Origin of the sequence: Rhizobium sp. BR 362, assembly GCF_036528765.1 — a bacterium.
Classification (GTDB): Bacteria; Pseudomonadota; Alphaproteobacteria; order Rhizobiales; family Rhizobiaceae; genus Rhizobium.
The window spans coordinates 132,023-157,708 of record NZ_JARWGH010000007.1 but is presented as its reverse complement, the minus strand read 5'-3'; the positions used below and the strand labels follow the sequence as shown (position 1 = coordinate 157,708).

At 59.1% G+C, this 25,686-nt stretch carries 26 protein-coding genes and 1 pseudogene; 25 read left to right on the top strand and 2 right to left on the bottom strand.

Annotated features, from left to right (window positions below; translation table 11 throughout):
- Positions 1–23: 23 nt before the first annotated feature.
- The 4 genes and pseudogenes from QDY28_RS12900 (at position 24) to QDY28_RS12885 (ending at position 3,392) form a co-directional block, all read left to right on the top strand.
- Positions 24–1,025 carry a tyrosine-type recombinase/integrase gene (locus tag QDY28_RS12900; protein WP_331382075.1) on the top strand — a complete coding sequence of 334 codons (1,002 nt, stop codon included), beginning with the start codon at positions 24–26 and terminating at the stop codon, positions 1,023–1,025.
- Between the two features lie 214 nt (positions 1,026–1,239).
- A pseudogene (locus QDY28_RS12895) lies at positions 1,240–1,413 on the top strand (transposase); the annotation flags it as partial.
- Positions 1,414–2,143: 730 nt separating this feature from the next.
- Entirely contained in the window at positions 2,144–2,773 is a 630-nt protein-coding gene (locus QDY28_RS12890) for a hypothetical protein (RefSeq protein WP_331382074.1), read from the top strand.
- Positions 2,774–2,807: 34 nt separating this feature from the next.
- The gene (locus QDY28_RS12885; RefSeq protein ID WP_331382073.1) at positions 2,808–3,392 is read left to right on the top strand and encodes an IMPACT family protein; all 585 of its coding nucleotides are present in this window, start codon (positions 2,808–2,810) and stop codon (positions 3,390–3,392) included.
- 124 nt (positions 3,393–3,516) lie between these two features.
- On the opposite strand, the gene QDY28_RS12880 is transcribed toward QDY28_RS12885, so the two are convergent.
- On the bottom strand, positions 3,517–4,272 hold the full coding sequence (locus tag QDY28_RS12880; RefSeq protein WP_331382072.1) for an SDR family NAD(P)-dependent oxidoreductase: 756 nt from the start codon (positions 4,270–4,272) through the stop codon (positions 3,517–3,519).
- 309 nt (positions 4,273–4,581) lie between these two features.
- Between QDY28_RS12880 and QDY28_RS12875 the strand changes: the two genes are divergently transcribed.
- The 18 genes from QDY28_RS12875 (at position 4,582) to QDY28_RS12790 (ending at position 21,795) form a co-directional block, all read left to right on the top strand.
- Positions 4,582–5,178: a L,D-transpeptidase gene (locus tag QDY28_RS12875; RefSeq protein WP_331382071.1), complete on the top strand. Its 597-nt coding sequence runs from the start codon at positions 4,582–4,584 to the stop codon at positions 5,176–5,178.
- 181 nt (positions 5,179–5,359) lie between these two features.
- Positions 5,360–5,482, top strand: a complete 123-nt coding sequence (locus QDY28_RS12870) for an ABC transporter (protein WP_283054087.1) — start codon at positions 5,360–5,362, stop codon at positions 5,480–5,482.
- A gap of 144 nt (positions 5,483–5,626) precedes the next feature.
- Positions 5,627–6,205 carry a hypothetical protein gene (locus QDY28_RS12865; RefSeq protein ID WP_331382070.1) on the top strand — a complete coding sequence of 193 codons (579 nt, stop codon included), beginning with the start codon at positions 5,627–5,629 and terminating at the stop codon, positions 6,203–6,205.
- Between the two features lie 136 nt (positions 6,206–6,341).
- Positions 6,342–6,935 (top strand): protein-S-isoprenylcysteine O-methyltransferase, encoded by a 594-nt coding sequence (locus tag QDY28_RS12860; protein ID WP_331382237.1) that lies wholly within the window; start codon positions 6,342–6,344, stop codon positions 6,933–6,935.
- Between the two features lie 9 nt (positions 6,936–6,944).
- Positions 6,945–7,736, top strand: coding sequence for a hypothetical protein (locus QDY28_RS12855; RefSeq protein ID WP_331382069.1), 792 nt, complete (start codon positions 6,945–6,947; stop codon positions 7,734–7,736).
- Entirely contained in the window at positions 7,733–8,599 is an 867-nt protein-coding gene (locus QDY28_RS12850) for an SDR family NAD(P)-dependent oxidoreductase (protein ID WP_331382068.1), read from the top strand. The genes QDY28_RS12855 and QDY28_RS12850 overlap by 4 nt, the downstream gene beginning before the upstream one ends.
- A 487-nt stretch (positions 8,600–9,086) precedes the next feature.
- A complete protein-coding gene (gene kdpF / locus QDY28_RS12845) occupies positions 9,087–9,176 on the top strand; it encodes a K(+)-transporting ATPase subunit F (RefSeq protein WP_331382067.1) in 90 nt (29 codons plus the stop codon).
- A gap of 31 nt (positions 9,177–9,207) precedes the next feature.
- A complete protein-coding gene (gene kdpA / locus QDY28_RS12840; protein ID WP_331382066.1) occupies positions 9,208–10,911 on the top strand; it encodes a potassium-transporting ATPase subunit KdpA in 1,704 nt (567 codons plus the stop codon).
- 12 nt (positions 10,912–10,923) lie between these two features.
- Entirely contained in the window at positions 10,924–11,085 is a 162-nt protein-coding gene (locus QDY28_RS12835; RefSeq protein WP_331382065.1) for a hypothetical protein, read from the top strand.
- A gap of 46 nt (positions 11,086–11,131) precedes the next feature.
- Positions 11,132–13,222, top strand: a complete 2,091-nt coding sequence (gene kdpB / locus QDY28_RS12830; RefSeq protein WP_331382064.1) for a potassium-transporting ATPase subunit KdpB — start codon at positions 11,132–11,134, stop codon at positions 13,220–13,222.
- Positions 13,223–13,234: 12 nt separating this feature from the next.
- Positions 13,235–13,807 (top strand): potassium-transporting ATPase subunit KdpC, encoded by a 573-nt coding sequence (gene kdpC, locus QDY28_RS12825; RefSeq protein ID WP_331382063.1) that lies wholly within the window; start codon positions 13,235–13,237, stop codon positions 13,805–13,807.
- A gap of 63 nt (positions 13,808–13,870) precedes the next feature.
- Positions 13,871–16,582 carry a sensor histidine kinase KdpD gene (locus QDY28_RS12820; RefSeq protein WP_331382062.1) on the top strand — a complete coding sequence of 904 codons (2,712 nt, stop codon included), beginning with the start codon at positions 13,871–13,873 and terminating at the stop codon, positions 16,580–16,582.
- Positions 16,579–17,271: a response regulator transcription factor gene (locus tag QDY28_RS12815; RefSeq protein WP_331382061.1), complete on the top strand. Its 693-nt coding sequence runs from the start codon at positions 16,579–16,581 to the stop codon at positions 17,269–17,271. The genes QDY28_RS12820 and QDY28_RS12815 overlap by 4 nt, the downstream gene beginning before the upstream one ends.
- A gap of 98 nt (positions 17,272–17,369) precedes the next feature.
- Complete coding sequence (locus tag QDY28_RS12810) at positions 17,370–17,825, top strand: PTS sugar transporter subunit IIA (RefSeq protein WP_331382060.1); 456 nt, start codon at positions 17,370–17,372, stop codon at positions 17,823–17,825.
- Between the two features lie 157 nt (positions 17,826–17,982).
- Positions 17,983–19,011: a sulfate ABC transporter substrate-binding protein gene (locus QDY28_RS12805; RefSeq protein WP_331382059.1), complete on the top strand. Its 1,029-nt coding sequence runs from the start codon at positions 17,983–17,985 to the stop codon at positions 19,009–19,011.
- 6 nt (positions 19,012–19,017) lie between these two features.
- On the top strand, positions 19,018–19,875 hold the full coding sequence (gene cysT / locus QDY28_RS12800; protein ID WP_331382058.1) for a sulfate ABC transporter permease subunit CysT: 858 nt from the start codon (positions 19,018–19,020) through the stop codon (positions 19,873–19,875).
- Entirely contained in the window at positions 19,865–20,737 is an 873-nt protein-coding gene (gene cysW, locus QDY28_RS12795; protein ID WP_331382057.1) for a sulfate ABC transporter permease subunit CysW, read from the top strand. Before cysT ends, cysW begins: the two co-directional genes overlap by 11 nt.
- Before the next feature lie 11 nt (positions 20,738–20,748).
- A complete protein-coding gene (locus tag QDY28_RS12790) occupies positions 20,749–21,795 on the top strand; it encodes a sulfate/molybdate ABC transporter ATP-binding protein (protein ID WP_331382056.1) in 1,047 nt (348 codons plus the stop codon).
- Between the two features lie 49 nt (positions 21,796–21,844).
- Here QDY28_RS12790 and QDY28_RS12785 read toward each other — a convergent pair whose 3' ends face one another.
- Positions 21,845–22,651 carry an NAD-dependent epimerase/dehydratase family protein gene (locus QDY28_RS12785; protein ID WP_331382236.1) on the bottom strand — a complete coding sequence of 269 codons (807 nt, stop codon included), beginning with the start codon at positions 22,649–22,651 and terminating at the stop codon, positions 21,845–21,847.
- 103 nt (positions 22,652–22,754) lie between these two features.
- Between QDY28_RS12785 and QDY28_RS12780 the strand changes: the two genes are divergently transcribed.
- The 3 genes from QDY28_RS12780 (at position 22,755) to QDY28_RS12770 (ending at position 25,630) form a co-directional block, all read left to right on the top strand.
- Positions 22,755–23,504, top strand: coding sequence for a FadR/GntR family transcriptional regulator (locus QDY28_RS12780; protein WP_331382055.1), 750 nt, complete (start codon positions 22,755–22,757; stop codon positions 23,502–23,504).
- 90 nt (positions 23,505–23,594) lie between these two features.
- Positions 23,595–24,500, top strand: coding sequence for a 5-dehydro-4-deoxyglucarate dehydratase (gene kdgD / locus QDY28_RS12775; protein ID WP_331382235.1), 906 nt, complete (start codon positions 23,595–23,597; stop codon positions 24,498–24,500).
- Positions 24,497–25,630, top strand: a complete 1,134-nt coding sequence (locus tag QDY28_RS12770; protein ID WP_331382054.1) for a mandelate racemase/muconate lactonizing enzyme family protein — start codon at positions 24,497–24,499, stop codon at positions 25,628–25,630. Before kdgD ends, QDY28_RS12770 begins: the two co-directional genes overlap by 4 nt.
- Positions 25,631–25,686 lie beyond the last annotated feature (56 nt).

Here is a 25,686-nt window from a genome sequence, read left to right as displayed (position 1 = left end):
ATGGCAAAGATTGTCTCGACCAGTTGATCGCAGATGCTGATGCCGACACCATTGAGGATTGCCTGGTCGGATTCCTGGCCCAGCTCCGAAATGAAGCCGCCATCAGCCAGATCGATAAGTCCTCCACGTGGATATCAACTATCAGCTTTGTAACGGACATGCTCCGGTATTCCGGCAACGCATCCGGCGTAAGAGCCTCGGAAATGGAGGCAAAGCTGCTTCGGCTCGATACGTTGTATCGGCAACTTGCACCGAACCCTGAAGCTCAGGACAGACCAATCCGCGCATTACCGCCACGGGTTGTCGAAGACCTCTATGAAATCTTCCGACCAGACTCACCCCGAAACCCGTTCAAGACGGAGACACTGCGCTGGCGAAACCTCCTGATCTTCATGCTGTTGTTGCGGCTCGGTTTGCGACGTGGCGAAGCGGCGCTGCTCCGTGTGGCATCATTCAAAGAGGATTTCGACCCAGAGATCGGAAAAGATGTCCATTGGTTGGATGTCGAGGAGACGAACGACGGCGATCCTCGCTATGAGCAACCCAGCCTGAAAACGGAAGCATCGCGTCGGCAACTGCCGCTCTCGTCTGAAATTGTGGAGTTGACCCAATATTACAGTCGAAACTTCCGGGGCCGAGCGAACTATCCGCACCTCTTGATCTCCCAGAAAGCCAAACCATTGGCTTTGCGATCCTTCGGAAAAATGTTTGATGTGGCGACGGAAGCCCTGTCCGAATCGGCGAAACAATCTTTAGAAAAACAAGGTCTTACTAACGTTTCCTGCCACGATTTGCGGCATACGTCGGCGGTAATCAGGATGCGCCGTTACCAGGATGCGGGCATGGACGTAGATAAGGCGCAGGAGAAGCTGCGTGTCTTCTTTGGCTGGTCGAAGTCGTCCAACATGCCGCGCCTCTATGCAAAGGCCTATTTTGAGACCAGCCTTGCCGAGGTCTGGGACGAGAAATTTGACACTTTTGTGGATGCACTGCGTCGCACCATCCCGGAGAACAATTATCAATGAGCGAAAAAGCATTCAAACTGGAGCCTCCGCTCCAGGAGGAGACCGCGCGTCTTTCGGCTGTATTACCAACGCTTCCACCGACAGTTCGGTACTTCGACGACTTTGCAAATGAGATGCGTTCAATTGTAAATCTAACGGATAGTGCTGTGGTCGATATCCGATTGGACGGAGTTTCAACCAAGATCGACTTCACGCTGCCGCGCGACGATCAACGGATGGGATTTGGGATGCCGGTCCTCTTGAGGCGGAACTGGCGGTGCGGGCCGACAGGATTGTCGGGGCTTCAGATGCTTTTCTGGTGATCGATGACACGGCTATTCCGAAGAAGGGCGACCATTCCGTTGGGGTCGCACCGCAGTATGCGCCGATGCTCGGCAAGCGCGCCCATTCTATAGAAGATGCGATTTTCAGGTGGAATCTCCGCCTGTCGCCTAAGCAAACTGCATTGGGCGGTGGCAGCACAGGAAACCGCATCGACAACAGAACTGAATTCGATGATCGCGCCATCACCCATCGATTTGACAATGCGTCCGTGGTACTCGGTTATCAGCGGATCAATAACCTGGTGGCGCAGAGTTCGTATCGCGGCGAGGGTGTTGGCTTCGTCCGCCTCGACAAGTCGGGAATAGCCGACGATATCTATTGCAAGAACGGCGACCAGACGCCGTTCTGCATGGTCAATCGCCATTGCACTCCTCACGAGCAGATGTGTCAATCGTACCCTGGATCGACGGGTTGACGGAAGCCTAACCAGTCAATTTGGTGTGTCGGAGAGTACTCCCAATCCGGTCACGTGACGAGCGATATCCCGGAGCGTATTGGGAAGGTGAAGCACGAAGCTGCAGCGATCGAAGTTCTTGAAGAGCTCGCAGATGCCGTCAGGATCCGTTTCGTCCCGCTTGCGGTGCCGACGAGCGATGCACGCCTCTGTGGCACAAGCATTTCACTTTGATCGACGCCAAGCAGTGCGTAAATCGTTGGCCTAAGACCGCCATTGCGGTCAAGGACGTGATGTCAATCGACCCCGCTACGATCCTGCGCATCCAGCAAAAACATACATCCGAAATATTTTTGAACAAACGGCCGCTTTCCCGTCATCGTTGAGCGAAAATTGCGCCGTGATTTGGAGTTCTTCTCAGACCGATTTCAACGGTGAGAAAGAGTCCGAGATGACTGCAGAGATTTCGAGGTTCATCCAGAGCAAGCTTCTATATCTGGCAGTCGCCGGCGCAGGATTGGGTGCATCCTGGTGGATTGGCGCAGGAGACATAGAGGCGTCCCGCCCCTTGCCGCAGGTGCCAATCGTCGTGGCGGCCGACATCGGAAACATCCGACCTGCGAAGGACGATCTCCTGGCTTCAGGTCCGCGGCAGATGCAATCGGACATCTCGATGACGGAGGCCGCTTCGACGCCGACAAACCTTCCGATCCCCACCATTATCAGGACGTCTTCCGAGGTTGCGACGAAAGCAACTTCGAAACGGCACACTGCAACGCCCACTTTTGAATCATGCCTACCAGGATGCGAAAGCCGTGATCCGCTAGTAGCATCTTCCAGCCAAGTTTCGTACACGGAGCCCTCCGATGAGTACGATACTGCCGAAGTCATCGTTGAGCCGCGCAAACCGGTCATGGCGTCGATCATGAACGGTGGTGAAGTCTTCGTTGCCAATGTGGGGGCTGCCGCGTTGGGGGCATATCGCAAAGGTCAGTCGGCGTTGAGGGTAGCGGTGGATCCTCTCAGATAGTGGCGCGTGCCGCACCCCACCGCTCAGGATCAAGATGTTTCGCCTTGAAGAACAGTGCAGTTTCGAACAGATCATCAAGAAGAGCACGTTTCGCGCAGTCGCAATCCCTGTCGACTGCGAGGAGATAGCGAAGCTTGCTCTTCAAACCATCGCCACGGCGACAGGAGCCAATCACAATTGCTGGGCATGGCGCATCGGACAAGCCTACCGTTTCTCGGACGATGGTGAGCCGAGCGGTACGGCCGGAAAGCCGATATTGGCGGCAATCGACGGGCAGTCCGTCGATTGTGTGCTTCTGGTGGTTTCCCGATGGTTCGGCGGCGTGCTGCTCGGGACGGGAGGTCTCGTGCGAGCCTACGGCGGTACCGCCGCAGCTTGTTTAAAAGCGGCGACGCTGACTGCCTTCACGCCAATAATCTCCGGACAAGCGAAAATTCTGTTTGCCGATTTGGCTCTCGTGAAGGCACGCCTCGATTCGCTCGATCAGGTTCGCATCGTCGAACAACATTTCACCGACGACGGTTGCGATGCGACTATCCAGTTGCCTCAAGAGGCCGTCCAAGCCGTTGCACAACTCATAAATGACCTTACCAATGGGCGCTCGGCGCTTCGCACTTGATCTAGCACCAACAGGGCTCAAGGATTTGGAACCGTCCGCGACTATCTCGTCGTCAATGGAGATGACGGTAAATCCGGTCGATTCCACCCTTATGAAGCTTTAGCCTGATGCGCGACTGTGTTTTTCAATGGGCAGTATAAGCTCCGTCTACCAGATGGTAGCTCCCCGTGATGAAGCTCGCTTGTTCCGACAAAAGGAAACATACGAGGGCAGCCACTTCCTCAGGGTTTCCGCGTCTGCCCATGGGCTGGAGTGCCTCCATACGTCGGCTGCTCGTGGCTTCCGAATGCTCCGACAAAAGCGGCGTTTGAATCCAACCCGGACCGACGGCGTTTATACGGATGCCCATTCTCGCATATTCGATTGCGGCAGCCTTCGTCAGCCCGACAACGCCATGCTTGGCTGCGGTATACGCCGATGTGAGCGGCAATCCAACCGAACCGAGAATCGAAGATATATTGACGATAGCGCCGCCGCCCCCCTGCAACATGGCGGCGATCTCATATTTCATGCAATAAAAGGCGCCGTCCAGATTGACACTCATCAACTTGCGCCACTGGTCGAGCGGGTAGTCCGCGGTTGCCTTTCGCACACCGTCGAGCCCCGCGTTATTCACCGCCAAATGCAGGCCACCATAGGTTTGGACGGCGAAATCGACCAACCCCTTTACGGCCTCTGCATCGGAAACATCGACTGTAAAGGCACAAGCCTTGCCTCCCTGCCCGCAGATCTCGTCGGCAACGCGAAGCGCTCCATTAGCGTCAAGATCGGCAACAATGACCCTAGCTCCTTCGCTGGCGAGTTGAAGGGAAACTGCTGCGCCAATCCCGGAGCCCGCCCCTGTTACAACCGCGACTTTTTCGTCGAGGCCAAGCTTCATAACTATCCCCCCTTTTTCAGTTCGTGCTAATCGAGCAGAGGCCGATAGTTGATGCAAGTGGTTTCATCGGCGATACACAACCGCGCATTTGCTCTGGCGGGGCGCCTCTGATTTTTCCCGGTCCCGACAGCCGGCAGAGCCTCACATGAGGCCAAGGCCGCCTACACAATAACAGACGCAGCTTTAACAGACAGCTTTCGGTTTTGGATGTTCTCGAACTCAATCAGAATCAGCTAATGTGTGATGGCCTTGGAAGCGCGGCGATGTTAAAGACGAGCGCAGGGCTACTCTATTACTGGGCAGGTGGAAATGGACGAAAGCCGCGTTACGCGCCGGGGGCTGGTGCTCGGGAGTTTGAGTTTAATGATTTCTGGATGCGTATCGGGATCGGAGGATGGGCCGCCGCTTGGATACAACGTCTTCGGGAGAGATCCGGACGCCAATCCTAACCTTCGGCGGCAAGAGGTGGCCTATGATGGAAGCGAGCCGCCGGGAACGATCGTCGTCAATACGTCGGAGCGCTATCTCTATTTCGTCGAGCAAGGTGGCCGGGCCACGCGCTACGGCGTCGCCGTGGGCGAAGAGGGGTTGAGCTTCAAAGGGGAAGCCACCATCGGACGTAAGGCGGAGTGGCCGTCGTGGAAACCCACCGATGACATGATGCTACGTAAGCCGCGTCTGATGCAATATGCGGACGGTGTGCCGGGCGGCCCGCTCAATCCGCTAGGCGCCGCCGCGCTTTACCTCTACCAGGACGGACATGACACCATGTTCCGGCTGCATGGTACAAACGCTCCCTGGTCGATAGGTCATGCGGTGTCGAACGGATGCATCCGTCTGACAAATTCAAATATTGTCGACCTCTATAGCCGTGCCCCTGTGGGTACGCGGGTGGTGGTCATCTGAACGAGTGTTCATTCATCCAACACAGCAGTTTGACCAAGGGAAAGTTAAGCATGTTAGAAAACGAACAGATAATCCGCCACAGTGTGTTCTTTCTGCACTAGGCCTATATGTTAGTTATGACTACTATTTGATTCGTTGCCTACCACAAGTAATGCAATCCTGAGGAGAGAGGACTTCTTTGATGAGCAGAATTCTTATCGTAATCATCTCTGTTTTAGCCGTTGCCAATCTCAGCGCTTGCGCGGACATTGGCAAAGGAAAGGGTAAGGCACCGCCGCCCGCAGCAGCGGCAGTCTACAAGTAAGGTTAGCCTTAAATGAGAGGGGGGGCCGCACTAGACCTCCCCTCCATAACCCACCAAATGATCCTGTTTGCAATTTCCATGGCGAAGAGTTGATCGCTAACTTCCAGCCCCGCGCTTATTAGGGCTGTCTAATGGAGCATGCCGATGATGCGTGGAATGGGTGGCCTTTCGCTTGCAGTCCTGCTGGCGTTGACGACAGCATCGTGCCAGACGGAAGACAAAAGTCCCCAGCCCCGATACACTTCCAACCGCCACGGTCCCGCAACAACCTCCGCTCAAAACAAAGCCGGGCACTTTATCGAATTTCGTTCGCGCTATGCGCTCACCTACGGCCATACCTACGTGGTTTTTGGCCGCGCCGACGAGAATGGAAGGATGATCGATCCTGAAGTTGCAGGTCTCGCGCCGGCCTCGCCGGACCCTGGGCCTTATGTCTTGGGCCATTTCGTGCCAGTGCCGGCCACGACCGGAGCGACCGATGGTGATCTCGAAGAACAGTATAGGTCGGCTAGCTGGCGGGTCATGCTTAGCGATGCCGAATACGCTGATGTCGTTGCCTTCATACGCAAGCAGCAGGCCACTTCCCATCTGTGGCAAGCAACGGTCGACAATTGCAATGCCTGGGTGGGGAACATCGCACGTCACATGGGATACAAGACCCCCGGTATCTGGCTGAGGCCGCAACAGTTCATTACGCAACTCCGAGAGATGAATACGGCTTGAGGCGTTGTCGCGCAGAGTTGGCGCGCTACTCTGGTACTATTCGATTCTTCCGATACATTGTCGATGAAACTGAAGAGCGAGCGCGGTTGTGCCACCCGCTCGCGTCGCGAATCGTAGAAAGGCTTTGGTGAACAACTTGATCATATCGCCATCTGGGGCCGGCGAATTCATCTGGGTGCTCGGGGTCGTCGCCTGGTACGTTATTCGATATCCTTTCGCGCGTCGCGCCAAGCGCTTGCGGGTTGTCCGCGATCAACGCTCACACATGGAGACCTTCGGGCTTGCCGCGGCTCTTATAGGGCTCGCGGTCGTGCCCGGAATCTACGTCGCAACGGGCATTCCGCGGGTGGCCGATTATCCTGCCCATGCATGGGCTGTGGGTGTCGGGACGATTTTGTTCTTGGCAGCAATGTGGGTTTTCCGCAGGACCCATAAGGAACTCGGCAAGAACTGGTCGATAACGCTGGAGATTCGCGAAAAGCACCAGTTGGTTTGTAGCGGCCCATACGCCCTCATCCGCCATCCAATGTACACGTCTTTCCTGCTCATGGGGCTTGGACAGGCCTTTTTGCTATCGAACTGGGTGGTGGGGCTGGCAGGTTTGTTGGGCTTTGCAATCCTTTATTTCCTGCGGGTAGACAAGGAAGAGCATATGATGTTGGAATATTTCGGCCCCGAGTACCGCGCCTATATGGATCGCACGAAGCGAATTATTCCTTATCTCTATTGAGGTGGCACCATGCGAGGGCGAACCGTCAAGTTATCGGCATCACGACGCCTTGTCGGAGATTTGATGAGATTCTCGATCGGCGTGCCGCGGGTTACGGTGCAACGGCAGATGAATCTTGGTCCGCTGCTGGACGCCAGAGCGATGCAGACGCAGGCAATCAGGCCGTCCTGGACCGTCCTTTTCCTCAAGGGATACGCGCTTCTCGCGAGCGAGATTCCAGAGCTGCGGCGCGCCTACGTCAAATTGCCTAGAGCGCAGCTATACGAATACCCGGAAAGCGTGGCCTCGATTGCCCACGAGCGCGAACATGAGGGTGAGAGGGTCGTCCTGCTCAGCCTCATAAAGCGCCCCGAGAAGAGATCCATCGTCGAGCTCGAGGCGCTCACCATGGCGGCTCGGTCGCGCCCGGTTCTCGAGGTAAAGGAGTTCCGGCGGATGCTGAAGTTCGCACGTCTGCCGGCCCCCCTTAGATGGCTGATGATGTGGCTCGGGTTGAACATCGGCAGACAACGGCCGCGCTTTTTTGGCACTTTTCAACTGTCGGTCTATTCGGGCCTCGGAGCAGAGTCTCTCAATCCGCTTACGCCGCTGACGACGCTGTTGAACTACGGCACGATCAGCAAGAGCGGAACGGTTACCGTGCGCATCCATTACGACCACAGAGTGATGGATGGGGCCAATGTGGCGCGAGCCTTGGAGCGGTTCGAAGAGATATTGAACAACGACGTCGCCTTGGAAGTGAAATGCCTTGCTCAGAGTCAAGTCGTGCCCAGCGCAGCCGCCTTGGGAACCGCGAGATGAGCCTTCAGGAAGGGGCTCGTTTTGCGGTCGTCATTGTCGGTGCGTCGCGTGGCATCGGGAGGGCAATGGCCAAAGTTGTTGCCCGTGACCAGGCTGTCGTCGTGCTTGTTGCCCGGTCATCGGAAGATCTGGCGGCCGCCGCAGCGGACGTGCGAGAGGCCGGTGGTGAGGCTTACACACTGGAATTGGATATCGTTGCTTCAGACGCATCAATGCGTCTGCATGATTTCTTGTCCGCAAACGGTTTGGTCTGCGATGTTCTCATCAACAGTGCAGGATATGGTTTGCGCGGCGCGGCGACGATCCTTTCTATCGAGGATCAGCTTGGGATCGTTGATCTCAACATACGCGCCCTCACCGATCTGACCCTTCACTTTTTGCCGGAAATGGCCGCGCGGCGGCGCGGCGGCGTGATCAATTTCGGCTCCATAGCCGGGTTCCTGCCGGGGCCGAATATGGCGCTCTATTATGCTAGCAAAAGCTTCGTGCGCTCCTTTTCGGAAGCGCTTCATCAGGAGCTGCGCGCCACCGGGGTGACCGTCACATGTGTCGCTCCAGGGCCGGTGTCTACCGAATTCCTCGAAAAATCCGGCGCCGACCGGGCGACGCTGTTCAAGATCCTGCCCAAGCTGGATTCGGCTTATGTGGCCGAACGGGCCTGGCGCGGGTTCAAATCCGGACTCCGTCTCGTCGTGCCGGGCATCTCGGCCAAGCTGATCGCCGTTACAGCGAGACTGTTGCCTTCGGTTGTCCTGCTGCCTTTGGTCGGTCGATTGCAACGCCGCAGCGGTGATCCATGTCCCTGCGGTTCAGGCAAAAAGTTCAAGGAATGCTGCGGCGCCGGTCGTCGCCAAAGTGTCTGACGTCGCTGACTTGCTTTACACCTGATCGTTGCGCAGGTTCTCAAAATCAGCCTGAGCCCGGCCTTCGGTGCAACCCACATGCTGCCGTTGCGGCCGGCTTTCCCTCTAGCGTAAGCCCTTGTCCGCCGGGTCTCTGTGTCAGGCTTGCGGCCATTCCGGATGCCCTCCCCTATACGGAAAGCGGCACATACCGGCCCGCTCGGCATTTATAAGATTTTTATATCTTTCCCTCTCCCGCCGTCTCGAACCTTAATGCTGTTCGGCCACATATTGATGGGCGAGATATCGGCAAGATTATCTCCCCGCCAGGAAGAAACGACGATGCCTTCTTCGAAGGAGTCGTCAGTTTATTTCGGCACTCAATAAGAACAACTAGGGATCAACGATCGATGATGGACATTCTTCTTATCGGGATCGGTGTTTTATTTTTCATCCTGTGCATCGCTTACACCAAAGCCTGCGATAGCCTTTAGTCGGAGAGCCACCAATGCTCGTGGATTACATTCTCGGCGGCGGCGTGACCCTCTTTCTCACCGCTTACCTGATCTACGCCCTCATTCGCCCTGAGCGCTTCTAATTCCATAGCGCCGGGTAGGGAAAGTTACCCCATGACCTTCAATGGATGGCTTCAGATCCTGATTTATATCGGGATCCTCCTTCTGCTCGTCAAACCGCTTGGCGGTTACATGACGCGTGTCTTCACGGGCGAGCGCACAATCCTCTCTTACGTCCTCGGTCCCTTGGAACGAGGCCTTTATCGCATTGCGGGAACGGATGAGCGCGAGGAGCAGCACTGGACAACCTATTCGATATCCATGCTGCTGTTCAGCCTCGCCGGCTTTTTCGTATTGTATGTCCTGCAGCGGCTTCAAGCGAGCCTGCCCTATAATCCCGCCGGCATGGCCTCGATCGGCCCGGAGTTGTCGTTCAACAACGCTACCAGCTTCGTCACCAATACGAACTGGCAGAACTACGGTGGCGAAAGCTCGATGTCCTATCTCGTGCAGATGGCTGGCTTCACCGTCCAAAACTTCGTCTCCGCCGCAACCGGCATTGCAATCGCCATAGCGCTCATCCGCGCCTTTTCGCGCGCCTCCGGCAAGGCGATCGGCAATTTCTGGGTCGATCTGACCCGTGCGACGCTCTATGTCCTGCTTCCCGCCTGCATCGTCATGACGCTGGTCTTCGTCTATCTCGGCGTGCCGCAGACGCTTGGACCCTATGTCAATGCCACGACGCTCGAAGGCGCGCAGCAGGCGATCGCGGTCGGCCCGGTCGCTTCGCAGCTTGCCATCAAGATGCTCGGCACCAACGGCGGCGGCTTCTTCAACGCCAACTCCGCGCACCCGTTCGAAAACCCGGATGCGATCTCCAATCTCATCCAGATGCTGGCGATCTTTGCGATCGGCGCGGCGCTCACCAACGTCTTCGGACGCATGGTCGGGAACCAGCGCCAAGGTTGGGCGATCCTCGGCGCGATGGGCGTGCTGTTCATCGCCGGCGTCATCGTCACCTATTGGGCTGAAGCTGCCGGCAATCCGCTAGTGCATGCGCTCGGCGTCCAGGGCGGCAATATGGAAGGGAAGGAAGTCCGCTTCGGCATTACGTTGTCGTCGCTCTTCGCGGTCATCACCACGGCGGCGTCCTGCGGCGCCGTCAATGCCATGCACGGCAGCTTCACGGCGATCGGCGGCATGATCCCGTTGATCAACCTGCAGCTCGGCGAAGTCATCGTCGGCGGCGTCGGCGCCGGTTTCTACGGCATTCTGATGTTCGTCATCATCGCCATCTTTGTAGCCGGCCTGATGGTCGGACGTACGCCGGAATATCTCGGCAAGAAGATCGAGGCCAAGGAAGTGAAGATGGCGATGCTCGCGGTACTTTGCCTGCCCGCCGGCATGCTGATCTTCACCGCCATCGCCTCCGTGCTGCCGGCCGCCGTCGCTTCCATCGGCAATCCCGGTCCGCATGGCTTTTCGGAAATCCTCTATGCCTATAGCTCGGCGGCGGCCAATAACGGCTCTGCCTTCGGCGGTCTTTCCGGCAATACGCCCTGGTACAACATCACGCTCGGCATCGTCATGCTGATCGGCCGCTTCCTGGTCATCGTTCCCGCGCTCGCCATTGCCGGCTCGCTGATCGCCAAGAAGACGGTCCCGGCCTCGGCCGGCACCTTCCCGACGGACGGGCCGCTGTTCGTTGGTCTGCTGGTCGGCACGATCCTGATTGTCGGCGGGCTGACTTTCTTCCCGGCGCTCGCCCTCGGTCCGATCGTCGAACACTTGGCGATGATCACCGGCCAGGCTTTTTGAGGAACGACTGTGATGTCGCAGCCCAAACTCATCAGGCTTCGAAAGCTCATCGATCCACACTCCTTCGATAAGGGGCGTGGCCCGGCCCGAATGGCCTGCGCTTCCGACGCCATCCTGGTTGCGATGATCACGCTGTTCCTCGGCCTAGCCGTCTTCAGATTTCTGCTGGGCTGATCGGGCGATCCCGATCCGCCATTCCCTCTTCACGCTGGAGTCTCTTATGAGCCAGTTAAAATCCGCGAGTATTTTGGATTCTCGCATCCTCGTTCCGGCCGTGGGCGCCGCTTTCAAGAAGTTGAACCCGCGGACCCTTGCCAAGAACCCCGTCATGTTCGTCGTGGCCGTCGTATCGATGCTCACCACCGTCCTCTTCCTGCGCGATCTTTTGACTGGCGGCGGCAATCTCGGTTTTTCCCTCCAGATCAACATCTGGCTCTGGTTCACCGTGCTGTTTGCCAATTTCGCCGAAGCCGTCGCCGAGGGCCGCGGCAAGGCGCAGGCAGAGTCGCTGCGCAAGTCGCGCACCGAAACCCAAGCCAAGCTTCTGAGCGGCAACAGCCGCACCGATTACAAGATGGTGCCTGGCACCAGCCTGAAGGTCGGCGATATCGTGCTGGTCGAAGCCGGCGATATCATTCCTTCCGATGGCGAAGTGATCGAGGGCGTCGCTTCGGTCAACGAAGCGGCAATCACCGGGGAATCGGCCCCTGTCATCCGCGAATCCGGCGGCGACCGTTCGGCCGTCACCGGCGGCACCCAGGTGCTGTCGGACGAGATCCGTGTCCGCATTACGGCGGCCGCCGGCTCAACCTTCATCGATCGCATGATCGCGCTCGTCGAAGGCGCTGAACGGCAGAAGACGCCGAACGAGATCGCGCTCAACATATTGCTTGCCGGCATGACGCTGATTTTCGTGCTGGCGACGGTGACAATCCCGAGCTTTGCGGCCTATGCCGGCGGCTCGATCCCCACCGTCGTTCTCGTCGCCCTGTTCGTGACGTTGATCCCGACCACGATTGGCGCGTTGCTGTCGGCAATCGGCATTGCCGGCATGGACCGTCTGGTACGCTTCAACGTGCTCGCCATGTCCGGCCGTGCGGTCGAAGCCGCGGGCGACGTCGATACGCTGCTGCTCGACAAGACTGGCACGATCACCCTCGGCAATCGTCAGGCCACCTCTTTCCGCCCGGTCAAGGGCGTGACGGAACAGGATCTTGCGGATGCCGCCCAGCTCGCTTCGCTCGCGGACGAGACGCCCGAGGGCCGCTCAATCGTCGTGCTTGCCAAGGAGAAATATGCGATCCGAGGCCGCGATATGAGCAGTTTGAAGGCTGCTTTCGTGCCCTTTACCGCCCAAACCCGCATGAGCGGCGTCGATATCGAGGGTTCCTCGATCCGCAAGGGTGCAGTCGACGCGGTTCTTGCCTACGTCAACGGCAGCGCGGCTCCCGCCTCCGACGCCGGTGCGACCGTGATGTCGCGCACCAGCAGCGAGACGATCCGCGATCTGCAGGCGATATCGGACGAAATCTCCAAAGCCGGCGGCACGCCGCTTGCGGTCGCCCGCGACGGTCGTCTGCTCGGCGTCATCCAACTCAAGGACATCGTCAAGGGTGGCATCCGCGAACGCTTTGCGGAATTGCGCCGCATGGGCATCCGCACAGTCATGATCACCGGCGATAATCCGCTGACGGCGGCGGCCATTGCCGCTGAAGCCGGCGTGGACGATTTCCTCGCCCAGGCAACGCCGGAAATGAAGCTGGCGCTGATGCGCGAGGAGCAGTCAAAGGGCAAGCTGGTCGCCATGTGCGGCGACGGCACCAACGATGCCCCGGCGCTTGCCCAGGCCGACGTTGGCGTCGCCATGAACACGGGCACGGTCGCCGCCCGCGAGGCCGGCAATATGGTCGACCTCGACAGCGACCCGACGAAGCTCATCGAAATCGTGGAGATCGGCAAGCAGTTGCTGATGACCCGCGGCGCTCTGACCACCTTCTCGATCGCCAATGACATCGCCAAATACTTCGCCATCATCCCAGCGATGTTCATTGCCTTCTATCCGCAACTGAAGATGCTGAATGTCATGAGGCTGGCAACGCCGCAAAGCGCCATCCTGTCGGCGATCATCTTCAACGCGCTGATCATCATCGCCCTGATCCCGCTGTCATTGAAGGGTGTTCGCTATCGCCCGATCGGCGCGGGTGCCCTGCTTAGCCGCAACCTTTTGATCTACGGCGTCGGGGGCATCATCGTGCCCTTCATCGGCATCAAGGCCATCGACATGGCGGTTACCGCCATGGGCCTCGCCTAAGGAGATCCTGTCATGCTCAAACAAATCAGACCGGCCATCGTCATGATCGTCGTCACCACCGCCGTCACCGGCCTTCTCTACCCAATCGCCATGACTGGCGCTGCCCAAGCGCTCTTCCCGCACCAGGCGAATGGCAGCCTCGTGGAGAAGGACGGCAAGGTGATTGGCTCGACGCTCATCGGCCAGAATTTCACCTCTGACCGCTACTTCCATGACCGTCCGTCGGCCGCTGGCACGAACGGTTATGATGCGTCGTCTTCCGGCGGCTCCAACCTCGGTCCGACCAGCCAGAAAATGCTCGACCGCATTAAGGGCGATGTCGCAAGGTTGCAGGCGGAAAACCCGAACATGCCGGTTCCGATTGATCTGGTCACCACATCAGGCAGCGGCCTCGATCCGGATATTTCGCCTGAGGATGCCTATTTCCAAGTCCCGCGCGTCGCCAAGGCGCGGGGCATGGATGAGGCCAAGGTCCGCACGATCGTCGATGCCGCCGTCGAGCCGCGCGAACTCGGCGTTCTCGGCGAGCCTGTCATCAACGTCCTGGCATTGAACCAGGCGCTGGATGCTTCTATGACTCAGTAAGACCAAGGGGTTGAGACGGCGCTGGCCGCCTCAACCTCAGCCGTCAGGAAAGAGCAATAATCAATGCCAGACGATAGCCGCGACACGCTGAGCAGGCCCTCGCCCGACGCGCTTCTGGAGAAGGCTCGGCAGGAAACGCGCGGCCGCCTGAAGATCTTTCTCGGCGCTGCGCCCGGTGTCGGCAAGACCTATGAAATGCTGATCTCCGGCAAGGCCAAGATTGCCGACGGCGTCGATGTCGTCGTCGGCGTGGTCGAGACCCATGGCCGGCTGGAGACGCAGGCCCTGCTCGAAGGCTTCGAGATCATCCCGCGCGTCAATATCGACTACAAAGGCCGCCCGCTCGATGAGATGGACCTTGATGCCATCCTCAAGCGCCGGCCCGGCCTCGTGCTCGTCGACGAACTCGCCCACACCAACGCGCAGGGCAGCCGCCATCCGAAGCGATATCTGGACGTCAAGGAGCTGCTGGATCGCGGCATCGACGTCTATACGACGTTGAATATCCAGCATGTCGAAAGTCTGAACGACGTGGTCTCGCAGATCACTCGCGTGCGGGTGCGCGAAACCGTGCCGGACTCGATCATCGACATGGCCGACGATGTGGAAATCATCGACCTCACGCCCGACGATCTGATCAAGCGCCTGCATGATGGCAAGGTCTACATGCCGAAAACGGCCGAACGGGCGCTGACCAATTATTTTACCCCCGGCAATCTGACGGCGCTACGCGAGCTGGCGTTGAGGCGCACGGCGCAACGGGTCGACGACCAGCTTCTGACCCATATGCAGGCGCATGCGATCCCCGGCCCATGGGCGGCCGGCGAGCGCGTGCTCGTCTCGATCGACCATCATCCGCGCTCCACCTCTCTGGTGCGTTATGCCGCCCGCATGGCCTCGCGCCTGCGCGCGCCATGGGCTGCCGTTTATGTCGAGACCAGCCGGTCGATCAGTCTGACGGAAGCGCAGCGGGACACCATTGCCGCGACGCTCCGGCTTGCCGAGCAACTCGGCGGCGAAGCAATCACAATTCCCGGCCGCGAAGTTGCCGAAGAGTTGCTTCGCCATTCGGCCAGCAACAATGTCACCCACATCGTCATCGGCTCGCCGAAGATCGGCTCCTGGCGGGATTGGTCCAAGCGTTCGGTCTCCTACGAATTGATCCGCAAGGCCGGCGACATCAGCGTTCATGTCATTTCCGGTAGCGACGCGGAAGGTTCGGCGGCAAGCCGCGGCGTCAGGTCGGCGCCCTCGCCTGCCCCGTTCCAGTTGCGCGGCTATGTCCTGGCGACGCTCTATGTCGCCGTCGCCCTTGGTTTCTGCGTCATCCTCGACCAGGTGCTAGACGTTCGCAATCTGGCGCTGGTGTTCTTGATGGCAGTGCTGGCTTCGGCGGTCACGCAAGGCTTGCGACCGGCGCTTTATTCCTGCCTTCTCGGCGCGCTCTGTTTCAACTTCTTTTTCCTGACGCCGCGCTACACGCTGACAATCAGCGATCCGGAAAGCGTGCTCGCTTTCTTTTTCTTCCTGGGCGTCGCCATCGTCGCCAGCAATCTGACCGCAACCGTGCAACGGCAGGCGGCCGCCGCACGCCAGCGGGCACGAACGACCGAGGATTTATATCTTTTCTCGAAGAAGCTTGCCGGCACCGGCACACTCGACGACGTGCTCTGGGCGACGGCTTTCCAGCTCGCCTCGATGCTGAAGGTGCGCGTGGTGCTGCTGCTGCCGGAGGATGGTACGATTGCCGTGAAGGCCGGCTACCCGCCGGACGATACGCTCGACGATGCCGATATCGCCGCTGCGCGCTGGGCCTGGGAACACAATCACGCCGCCGGCCGCGGCGCCGATACGCTGCCGGGTGCCAAACGACTTTATGTGCCGCTGCGCACCGGCCGTACGGCCGTTGGCGTCATCGGCCTCGACAGCGACCGCCGCGACGGTCCACTATTGACGCCGGAACAGCAGCGCCTTCTTGACGCGCTCGCCGACCAGGCAGCGCTCGCCATCGAACGCGTGCAACTGGTCGCCGATGTCGACCGTGCCAAACTGGCGGTCGAGGCCGACCGGCTGCGCTCTGCCTTGCTGACCTCGATTTCGCACGATCTGAAGACGCCGCTTGCCGCGATCCTCGGAGCGGCTGGCACTCTACGCGACTATCTGGAATCTCTGCCGCATGAGGACCGCGTGGATCTTCTGTCGACCGTGGTCGATGAATCCGAGCGGCTGAACCGCTTCATCGCCAATCTGCTCGACATGACCAAAATCGAATCCGGCGCGATGGAGCCGAATTTCGCTCTGCATTATGCCGGCGATATTGCCGGCAGCGCGCTCCGGCGCGGGGCGAAGATCCTTGCCCACCACCGCGTCGACGTGCAGATCCCAGCCGATCTGCCGATGGTGCGGGTGGACCCCGTTCTGTTCGAGCAGGTGTTGTTCAATCTGCTCGATAATGCCGCCAAATATGCGCCCGAAGAGTCCGCCATCCGTCTGGAAGCCTGGGCCGATGTCGACAACATCATTTTCCGCGTCATGGACGAAGGTCCGGGCATTCCGCCTGCCGATCTCGAACGCGTCTTCGATATCTTCTACCGGGTGCGCAAGGGCGATCAGGTGCGGGCCGGTACCGGCCTCGGTCTTTCCATCTGCCGCGGTTTCATAGAGGCCATGGGCGGTACGATCACGGCAGGCAACCGGACGGATCGCCAAGGCGCGGTCTTCACCATTCGCCTGCCAAAACCAACGGATGTTCCCAAGCTGGATGAACTGAAATGAACACGACCGCCGTCAAGATACTCGTTGTCGATGACGAGCCACCGATCCGCAAGTTGTTGCGTGTCGGCCTGAGCGCCCAAGGCTATGCCGTCAACGAAGCCCAGAACGCAGCGGCGGCGCGGCTTTCCGTACAGGAAGATCAGCCCGATCTGATCGTGCTCGATCTTGGCCTGCCCGACAAGCCGGGGCATGACCTGCTGCAGGAGTGGCGCGAGGACGGGTTGCAAGTGCCGGTCGTCATTCTCTCGAGCCGCACCGACGAAGCCGGCATTGTCAAGGCGCTGGAAACCGGCGCCGACGACTATGTTACCAAGCCTTTCGGCATCAACGAACTCGGGGCACGCATCCGCGTCGCGCTTCGCCACCGCCTGCAGCAGCAGGGCGAAAAAGCAATCTTCCAGACCGGCGGCCTGTCGATCGATCTCGTCAAGCGTATCGTCAAGGTCGACGGCAAGGTCGTGAAACTGTCGCCGAAGGAATACGACATTCTGCGGGTGCTGGCACAGCATGCCGGCAAGGTGCTGACGCATCAGTTCCTGTTGAAACAGGTCTGGGGTCCGGCGGCGGATGTGCAGTATCTGCGCGTCTATGTCCGCCAGCTCCGGCAGAAGGTCGAGCAGATTCCGGACCAGCCGCAATACATCACCACGGAGACCGGCGTTGGCTATCGCCTGCGGGAGCCGGAATGAAGCCGTGAGCCATGGTTTGCGCAATCGCCGGCCTTGTTAAGAGGCCAGGTGATGCGAAGCCATGCCAAAATCATCGATTTCAGACCGTGAGAGTGACCATGGACCTTTCTCCCATCATCCTGCCCGAGCACGTCTTCGTCGGCCTCACCGCGCCGACAAAGTGGCGAGCCCTGCAGATATTGTCTTCGAAAGCGGCTCTTTGCCTCGGTCTTGATGAGGGCTCGGTTCTGCGGGCGCTCGAGGCGCGGGAAAGGCTTGGAACGACCGGCATAGGCAACGGCATCGCCATTCCGCATGCGGCAATCGTGGGAATGACCAGACCGCACGGGGTGATGGTCCGCTTCGGCCATCCCGTCGATTTCGAGGCGATCGATGACGTGCCGACGGACCTTGCCTTCGTCCTCCTCTTCGCGGAAAATGGTCGCAGCGAATATCTGAACGTGCTTGCAGCCATTGCCAGGCGGCTCAGAACCGAGGGCGTGTTGACCGCCATGCGCCAGGCAAAAAGTGCAGACGAACTCTATTCCGTTTTCATGTCCGACTCTCTTTGCTGATGTGCAGCTAGTGAGCCGCGACCAAATGACGAGAATGCGATTTCACTTTTGGAGATTCTATAGGATGTCGTTCTAGGTAATCGAGCCGAGCGGGAACAATCTTCGTTACTTTATACGACCAAGTTGATAGAGTTTAAGAACAACGAAGGAGGGCACCATGCAGACGATAAAGCTTTCGCGACTTCTCGCCGCCGCAGTTCTCATCGGCAGTTTTTCGCTCACAGCGGCAGCGCCGACATGGGCTGCTGAAACCACGCTTCTCAACGTTTCCTACGATCCGACGCGCGAATTATATAAGGATTTCAATGCAGCCTTTGCAGCGAAGTGGAAGAAGGATACGGGCGAAAGCATCAATATCAAGACATCGCATGGCGGCTCCGGCGCCCAGGCACGTTCGGTCATCGACGGCCTCGGCGCTGATGTTGTGACGCTGGCACTGGAAGGCGATATCGACGCCATTGCCAAGGCGACGAAGAAGATTCCCGCCGACTGGAAGACCAAATTTCCGAACAACAGCGTTCCCTATACTTCGACGATTGTCTTCCTGGTGCGCAAAGGCAATCCGAAAGGCATCAAGGACTGGTCGGACCTGATCAAGAACGATGTCCAGGTGGTCACGCCGAATCCTAAGACCTCGGGCGGCGCTCGCTGGAACATCCTGGCAGCCTGGTCCTGGGCCAAGCAGGCGAACGGCGGCGATGATGCCAAGGCGCAGGAATATGTCACGCAATTGCTGAAGCACGTGCCGGTGCTCGATACGGGTGCTCGCGGCGCAACGACAACGTTTGTTCAGCGCGGTCTCGGCGACGTGCTGCTTGCCTGGGAAAACGAGGCTTATCTATCGCTGGAGGAGCTCGGCCCCGATAAATTCGAGATCGTCACGCCCACTGTCTCGATCCGCGCCGATCCCCCCGTGGCGCTCGTCGATGGCAATGTCGATACCAAGGGCACCCGCAAGATTGCCGAAGCCTATCTGAACTACCTTTATTCGGACGAGGGTCAGAAGATCGCCGCCAAGCACTATTACCGGCCGATCAAGCCGGAAGCGGCAGACCCCAAAGATATTGCCCGCTTTCCGAGTTTGAAGCTCGCAACGATTGACGATTTCGGCGGATGGTCCCAAGCTCAGCCGAAATTCTTCGATGATGGTGGGATCTTCGATCAGATGTACAAGCCGGGACAGTAATTCTGAATGCATGTAGTAACCCGCAAACGATGGCGGTTTCGGCAGCCGAGTGTCATTCCGGGCTTCGGATTGGCACTCGGCGTCACCTTAACTTGGCTCATCCTAATCGTTCTCATTCCGCTCTCGGGCCTGTTGTGGAAGACCAGCTCGCTTGGCTGGTCCAAGTTTTGGGCCATCGCGCTCGACATCCGCACGCTTTACGCCCTCCGCATGAGCTTTGGCGGCGCATTCATCGCCGCCATCGTCAATGCGGTGTTCGGCCTGATCCTCGCCTGGGTCCTGGTGCGCTACCGTTTTCCGGGCAAGCGCATCATCGATGCCATGGTCGACCTGCCTTTCGCCTTGCCGACGGCGGTCGCCGGCATCGCGCTTACCACGCTCTATGCGCCGAACGGCTGGATCGGACAGCTCCTGACGCCGCTTGGCATCAAGGTCGCTTTCACGCCCGCAGGCATCATCATTGCGCTGATCTTCGTCGGTCTGCCTTTCGTCGTGCGTACGGCGCAGCCGGTGATGGAAGAGATCGACCGTGAGGTGGAAGAAGCTGCGGCGACGCTTGGCGCAAATCGTTTCCAGACGATCACCCGCGTCTTGTTGCCCGGCCTGGCGCCGGCGGCCTTGACCGGTTTTGCTCTCGCTTTCGCGCGCGCGGCCGGCGAATACGGTTCGGTGATCTTCATCGCGGGCAACAAGCCCTATGTCTCCGAAATCGCGCCGTTGCTCATCGTGATCCGACTTGAGGAATACAACTACGCTGCGGCGACGGCGATCGCGACCATGATGCTGATCATCTCTTTCGTCATGTTGCTGGTCATCAACCTCATTCAATCCTGGAGCAGAAGGAGATACGGCTATGGCACATGATGCCGTTTCCGCCTCCGACACGGTTCATTCCGTGATCACCGAGAGCAGGTTTGCGCGATTGATTTTTGTCGCCATCTCGCTCGCCTTCCTGGCATTGATGGTGCTGATGCCGCTTGCCGCCGTCTTCGTCGAAGCATTTCGCAAGGGTGTTGAAGAGTTCTTCAGCGCATTGGTGGACGAGGAGACCTTCGCGGCTATCCGACTGACGCTGATCGTCGCCGGCATCAGCGTGCCACTGAACCTCGTCTGTGGCGTGGCGGCCGCCTGGGCGCTCGCCAAATTCGAGTTCAAGGGCAAGGCGTTCCTGACGACGCTGATCGATTTGCCATTCTCCGTATCGCCGGTCATTTCGGGCCTGGTCTTCGTGCTGCTGTTCAGTTCGAACAGCGCGCTCGGCCCTTGGCTGCAAAACCACGGGATTCAGATCCTGTTCGCGGTTCCAGGCCTTGTGTTGGCGACGATGTTCGTCACCTTCCCCTTCGTTGCCCGCGAATTGATCCCGCTGATGCAGGAACAGGGAAATGCGGATGAAGAAGCGGCATTGTCGCTCGGCGCCAATGGCTGGCAGACCTTCTGGCACGTAACCTTGCCGAACATCAAATGGGGCCTGCTTTACGGCGTTCTCCTTTGCAATGCGCGCGCCATGGGCGAGTTCGGCGCCGTGTCCGTGGTCTCCGGCCATATTCGCGGCGAAACCAACACCATGCCGTTGCAGGTCGAAATTCTCTATAATGAATATAATTTCTCGGGCGCTTTTGCGGTTGCCACGCTTCTAGCTTTGCTTGCCCTCGTAACACTTGCACTGAAGACGCTGCTGGAAATGCGCTACAGCGAAGAAATCGCAGCCAGCCGGCGTCACTGAAGGAATTGTAAATGGAAGTTCGCGTTCAAAATCTGCGCAAGGAATTCGGTCGTTTTCCCGCGCTGCATAATGTTTCTCTGGACATTCGCTCCAGTGAACTTATCGCGCTGCTCGGCCCTTCCGGCTCGGGCAAGACGACGCTATTGCGTTTGATCGCCGGATTGGAGTCGCCGACCGATGGCCGGATTTTCTTCGGTGATGAAGATGCATCGAAGAAGACGGTACAGCAGCGCAATATTGGCTTCGTGTTTCAGCACTATGCGCTGTTCCGCCATATGACCGTGTTGGACAATATCGCCTTCGGCCTGAAGGTAAGAGCGGCTTCGCGCCGTCCTCCCCGCGCCGAAATCCATCGCCGCGCGCTCGAACTGCTTGAATTGGTGCAGCTTAGCGGCCTCGAAAAGCGGTATCCGGCGCAATTGTCCGGCGGCCAGCGTCAGCGCGTGGCGCTCGCGCGGGCCATGGCGGTGGAGCCGAATGTGCTGCTCTTGGATGAGCCCTTCGGCGCGCTCGATGCACAGGTCCGTAAAGACTTGCGCAAGTGGCTGCGCGAGATCCATGATCGGACCGGCCACACCACTGTTTTCGTCACCCACGATCAGGAAGAGGCGCTGGAACTGGCTGATCGTGTCGTCGTGCTCAACAAGGGTGCAATCGAACAGGTCGGGACGCCGGATGAGATCTACGACACGCCGAACTCGCCCTTCGTCTATGGCTTCATCGGCCAGTCCAACCGCGTGAAGGTGCGCATTTCTAACGGCGAAATCTGGTTCGATGACCGTCCCCTTGGGCTCAGCACATCACACAAGCCTGACGGCGAAGCCTATCTCCATTTTCGCCCGCACGATATCGAGCTCCGTGACGGCGACGGTGGCTGCATCGCCGGGCTGCTGACATCCAGCCGCCGCGTTGCCGGCACTCGTCATCTGGAAATGAATATCGGCGCCCATCACGAGCCTATCGAAATCGAGCTGCCGCCAGACAAAGCCGGTGCGCTCGACCGCAACCGCATCGCTTTCAGACCGACTCGCTGGAGATTGTTTCGAAACGGCGATTGAGGCTTTGCAAGCGGATCGCCGTTCCAGCCATTGCTGACCTCCTCAGTCCTTAGTCCTCCGGATGGCCGGCTGCGGCAAAGCCGCCGCCCTGATAGATGACGGCCGGATCACTCGGGTCTTCCGGCGACGCGTTCGCCAGAACTTCGGCACGCCAGGGCGAGGAACTGTCCTGCGGTTTCCAGCCGAGGAAGGCAGCGTTCCGGTTGTCCCACCATTGTTCGTCGTTATCAGAGGCGCCGTAGACGATCGTGTGTCCGAGCCGAGGAGTCTCGAAGGCGCGGCCACAGAGCGTCATCAGATCGCGCGCGCTGAGCCATGTTGCCAGCATGCGCGGATTGCGAGGCTCCGGGAAGCAGGAGCCGATACGCACGGACAATGTCTCCTGCCCGAACTTATCGAAATAGAGGCTTGCCAAGGCTTCGCCGTAGACCTTCGACACGCCGTAGAGCGAATCCGGACGGGTCGGCACGGTATTGTCGATACGCTCGTCGCGCCGATAGTAGCCGATCGTATGATTGGAGCTTGCAAAGATAATGCGCGGCTTGCCGGCGGCGCGGGCGGCTTCATAAAGATTGTAGAGGCCGACGATGTTGCCCTGCAGGATCAAGTCAAAGGACTTTTCCAGGGAAATGCCGCCAAGATGGATAATACCGTCGACACCTTTAACCAGAGCCTGGACGCCGCCGCGGTCGGCGAGATCGCAGGCCACGAAGCGCTCGTTCGGACGCAGATCGTCCATCGGGTCCATCGGCGCAATATCCGAGAGCACGATAGTCTCGGCGATCTGCGAAAGAAGTGGCCTCAGCGCTTGGCCGACGCCCCCGGCAGCACCGGTCATCAACAGAGTTTTCAGCATGGTTCTCTCCATATCGGTATCATCGACGCGGAACTTATAATATGGGCTTTCGTTCGTCATCATATATCTGTAATCTCCATACGAGAAATTTGAGGATATTTGAATGCCGCGGAATGGAGCGATCAGGGCAAGGGAGCGTAACGAACGGCCGGCGGGCCGGCGCAATCTCGTCGATATCGTCGGTCAGCAACTACGCCAGGAGATCCTTGGCGGAATCTTGAAGCCCGGTGAAAAATTGCCGAGCGAAAGCGGCCTCACGGACCGGTATAAGGTCAGCCGCACCGTTATCCGCGAGGCGATCGCCTCGATGCGCGCTGACGGGCTCGTCGAGGTGCGTCACGGTGTCGGCGTGTTCGTCCACCACGCAAGGCCACTTCCGATTACAGGTTTTCTCGAGACCGATACGGGTCGGATCTCCTCCATTATCGAAATGCTGGAATTGCGCGCCGCGGTGGAAACCGAAGCGGCTGGCCTTGCTGCCGCTCGCCGTTCCCCCGCACAGGACGAGGCGATCATCGAACGTTTTGAGGATATCGATCGCGCCATGGAGCGAGGCTCGGCGACGTCGGAGGCGGATTTCGAGTTTCATCTCGCGATCGCCGACGCCACCAACAATCCGCGTTTTCGCGAGTTTCTGGAACTGACCGGCAAGAGGGCAATTCCCCGCTCGTTCCTGCAGGACCAAGCGGACGAGATTGCGTCCGCCGACTATCTGGCAGGAATCCAAGCAGAACACCGGCGCATCGCGGAAGCCATATCGGATCGCGATGAACACGGCGCACGCGAGGCGATGCGACTGCATCTGAAGGGCAGTCAGCAGCGATATCGCAGCCTGATCCGAAGAGGCTCTTGAATGTAGATATATGATAACAGATTGACTGTTGTCATATGTCCTCTATGTTTTCCATCAACTCGTTTGGTATTTTGGAGAATCGTCGTGTCCATGGACCCGTTAGCTCTCAAGACCGCGCTTGGCGCCGGGCTCTTGTCTTTTCCCGTGACGCCGTTCGGCAACGACGGCAGTTTCAATCAAGCCGCCTATAGCGATCACGTCGGCTGGCTTTCCGGCTTCAAGGCAAGCGTGCTTTTCGCCGCTGGCGGTACCGGCGAATTCTTCTCACTGGCACCGGATGAAATTCCGGCGATCGTCAGCGCCGCAAAGGCGGCCGCGGGCGATACGCCGATTGTCGCGGGTTGCGGTTATGGCACGCGCATCGCCGTTCAGATCGCCCAGTCGGCGGAAAAAGCTGGTGCCGACGGCATCCTGCTTCTGCCGCATTACCTCATCGACGCGCCGCAGGACGGCATGTTCCAGCATATCAAGGCGGTCTGCGATGCCGTTTCGATCGGCGTCATGGTCTATAACCGCGACAATTCCATCCTGACGGCCGAAACGCTTGCTCGGCTCTGCGATGCCTGTCCGAACCTCGTCGGTTTCAAGGATGGCTCCGGCGATATCGGCGTGGTCCGCAAGATCACCGCGACGATCGGCGAGCGGCTGACTTATCTCGGCGGCATGCCGACGGCCGAGCTTTTCGCCGACGCCTATCTCGGGGCGGGTGTCACGACCTATTCCTCGGCCGTTTTCAATTTCGTGCCGGCTCTGGCGCAGAATTTCTACAAGGCCCTGCGCGCCGGCGATACTGCGACGACCAACAAGCTGCTGGTCGATTTCTTCTATCCCTTCATGAACATCCGCAACCGCCAGAAGGGTTATGCAGTGTCGGCCATCAAGGCCGGCGTCCGGTTGCTCGGTTTCGACACCGGTTCGGTCCGCCCGCCGCTGACCGATCTGACCGAAGAGGAAGTCGCCATGCTCGATGATCTGATCAGGCCGTACCGCCCATGAAAATCTCTGCTGTCCACACCCATCTGCTCGACCATAAGCTCGCTCACGCCTTCGAAAGCGCCTCCATGCGCTTCGACCGCCGTCAGCATTGCCTTGTCGAAATCGTCTGTGATGACGGCACCGTCGGCTGGGGCGAGTGCCTCGGGCCGGCCGGCCCCAACGCCGCCGTCGTAAAAGCCTACACCCCTCGCCTTCTCGGCCGCGATCCCCGCGACACGGAAGTGATCTGGCTCGAACTCTACAATCTCCTGCGCGATCAGGGCCAGCGCGGCCTGACGGTGACGGCGCTCAGCGGTATCGACATCGCGCTCTGGGATATCAAGGGCAAGCATCACGGCACCTCGGTGTCGCGCCTGCTTGGCGGCCGCTTCCGCGAGGATGTGAAAGCCTACGCCACCGGGTCCTTCCGCAAGGACGGCGTCGATCCCGTTTCCGATATAGCCGCTGAAACCGCCGCCTATGTCGCCCAAGGGTTTCACGCGGTGAAGATCAAGATCGGCTTCGATGTCGAAGAAGATATCGCCGTCATCCGCGCCGTACGCGAAGCGATCGGTCCGAATACCCGGCTGATGATCGATGCCAATCACGGCTATGATGCGCTGGAAGCCTGCGCGATCGGCAATGCCGTTTCCAAATACGGTGTCGATTGGTTCGAGGAGCCAGTCATTCCGGAGCAGCTCAGCGCCTATCGCGCCGTGCGGGCCGGCCAGCCGATCCCCGTTGCCGGCGGAGAAACCTGGCACGGCCGCTTCGGCATGCGCGAGCCGCTGGAAACCCGTGCCGTCGATATCGTCCAGCCCGATATTTGCGGCACCGGCGGCTTCAGCGAAATGCGCAGGATCGCCGATATGGCTGCCATCAACGGCGTTCGGCTCGTCCCGCATGTCTGGGGAACGGGCGTTGCCATCGCTGCCGGTCTGCAATTCATTGCCGCCCTGCCCCCGGACCCGCCGCGCCGCAATGGTCGGCCGCCGATCCTCGAATTCGACCGCACCCACAATCCGTTCCGCCAGGCCGTTTTGACAAAACCGCTGGACCATGTGAACGGCGTTGTCGCCATTCCCGACGGTCCGGGCCTCGGCATCGAGATCAACCGCGACGCATTGGAGCAATACCGGCTGAAAGATTGAGCGGATCAATTCGGCAGGAGCTTCAGCCGTCGGAGGCTGAAGCTCCTAAATCGGTT